This window comes from Agromyces binzhouensis (assembly GCF_004135055.1).
Classification (GTDB): Bacteria; Actinomycetota; Actinomycetes; order Actinomycetales; family Microbacteriaceae; genus Agromyces; species Agromyces binzhouensis.
This window is the reverse complement of the sequence record NZ_SDPL01000552.1, coordinates 1-1597: the sequence shown is the minus strand read 5'-3', so window position 1 is coordinate 1597 and position 1597 is coordinate 1. Positions and strand designations below refer to the sequence as shown.

Genomic DNA, 1597 nt, shown 5'->3' with positions numbered 1-1597 from the left:
CCACGCGGATCGACGAGGCGGTCGCCGCACTGGGAACGGCCGCGGAGCGCGCCTGCTGCTCGGCCGACCTGCTCGGCGACGTTGCCCGGCGCCGCGTCGGCGCGATGTACCACGATCGCGATCGGTCGCGCGTCAGCGCGCTGCGCGACGAGGCGTAGCCGGGCTCAGTCGGCCGGCCGCCTCTCGTCGAGTCGCGTCGACTCGCGGCCCCACCATGTCGTGACGTCGACCTTGTGGTTCTCGGCGTCGGCGAGGGTCCACCACTCGGGCGCGAACGAGTCGTCGACGATCCGCCCGCCCGCGGCGAGCGCCGCCTCGATGCGCGCGTGCACCTGGTCGTGCGGCACGCACACGTCGACGTGCATGCGCCCGCGCTGCGGGCCCACGGCGTCGGTCGGCTGCAGGAACACCGACGAGCCCCGCCGCAACGGGTCCACGAGGTGCGTCCGGTTCGGACGGACGTAGCCGAGCACAATGGACCAGAACGGCGTCACGTCGGCCCCCTCGGGCGACGCGACCGCGGTCTGCACGACCTGCAGCGCCGAGGCATCCGCGACCAGGCCGTGCTCGCGCGCGACGGCCGAGATCAGCCGGGCGACCTCGACGTCGCGGGTGCTGAGGTCGCGGACGTCGCGGCTGATCAGCTTCACGGCGACGCCCTCGTGGCGCAGGTCGATGTCGGGTTCGTGCCCGGCGACCTCATCGCGCGACGTGATCGCGGCGACGAACGCGGCGCCCGCCGAGTACGTCGGCGCCCGGAAGAAGGCGTGCGCGCCCCAGTAGAGCACCCGCCAGTCGTCGACGCCCTCGGCGTCGTGGAACCGCTTCGGCGAGATCGCCTCGGGTGGGTCGGTCGGGGTGCGCCGCGGCCCGGGTGTGGCATCCATGCGCCCCATGCTCGCCGGACCGGCCGACACCCGGCAAGGCCCCGCGCGCGACCTCAGCACGACCGCCTCGCCGCCCGGATGCTGCGCTCCGAGCGATCCCCCACCCGGACGCACGTCGGGAGGAGGAGAATGGTCGGGCAGCGTCGGCGCGATCCGCAGGTCGACGGCGACATGTCGAGGAGGACATCATGAACGCTGCGACGAGCATCCCCCGGACGCACCAGCACGGCGGGGCCGACCCGTGGGCCGACCCCGGATGGTCGGGGGCGATGGCCTTCATGGGCCCCGTGCACCTCCACGACGAACCCAGGCCCGACCACGCACCACGCGCCGACGGCGGCGTGCGGGCGTTGATCGCGCGACTCCTCGGAACCGCGTCGACCGCCAGGCCGCGCTGACCGGACCACCGTCGATCCGACCGCAACAGACGCGCCGAGCCGCCACGGCACCGAAGAGCCGCCGCCGGGAACCGCCGGACGACCGCCGAGCCGGCACCCCTCATGCGAACGGCATCGCCGCCATCGCGAGCGCCATGACCGCCATGCCCGCGGCATCCGCACTGCGGAGTCGCGCGGCGACGACCCCGCGGCCCGCGACCGGGTGCGAGGCCCGAGCCCTGCGCCATCCGGAGACCGCCGCCCACGCGGAGTAGCCCGCGAAGGCCGCAGCTCCCACCACGACGGTCGTCGCGAGCGCCCCACCGGCGTGGC

At 75.0% G+C, this 1597-nt stretch carries 3 protein-coding genes; 1 reads left to right on the top strand and 2 read right to left on the bottom strand.

Annotated features, from left to right (window positions below):
• Positions 1 to 164: 164 nt before the first annotated feature.
• Positions 165 to 887, bottom strand: a complete 723-nt coding sequence (locus ESO86_RS16635; protein WP_129235924.1) for a VOC family protein — start codon at positions 885 to 887, stop codon at positions 165 to 167.
• A 188-nt stretch (positions 888 to 1075) separates the two neighbouring features.
• Here ESO86_RS16635 and ESO86_RS16630 point away from each other — a divergent pair, with 188 nt between their 5' ends.
• Positions 1076 to 1285: a hypothetical protein gene (locus ESO86_RS16630; protein WP_129235923.1), complete on the top strand. Its 210-nt coding sequence runs from the start codon at positions 1076 to 1078 to the stop codon at positions 1283 to 1285.
• Positions 1286 to 1385: 100 nt separating this feature from the next.
• Here the strand turns inward: ESO86_RS16630 and ESO86_RS19360 are convergent.
• Positions 1386 to 1597 (bottom strand): hypothetical protein (locus ESO86_RS19360; protein ID WP_165308204.1); only part of this gene is annotated, 212 nt, incomplete at its 5' end.

Excerpts from the sequence above, each read along its gene's own strand:
- ESO86_RS16635 (WP_129235924.1), bottom strand. The coding sequence starts at position 887 with ATGGATGCCACACCCGGGCCGCGGCGCACCCCGACCGACCCACCCGAG.
- ESO86_RS16630 (WP_129235923.1), top strand. The coding sequence starts at position 1,076 with ATGAACGCTGCGACGAGCATCCCCCGGACGCACCAGCACGGCGGGGCC.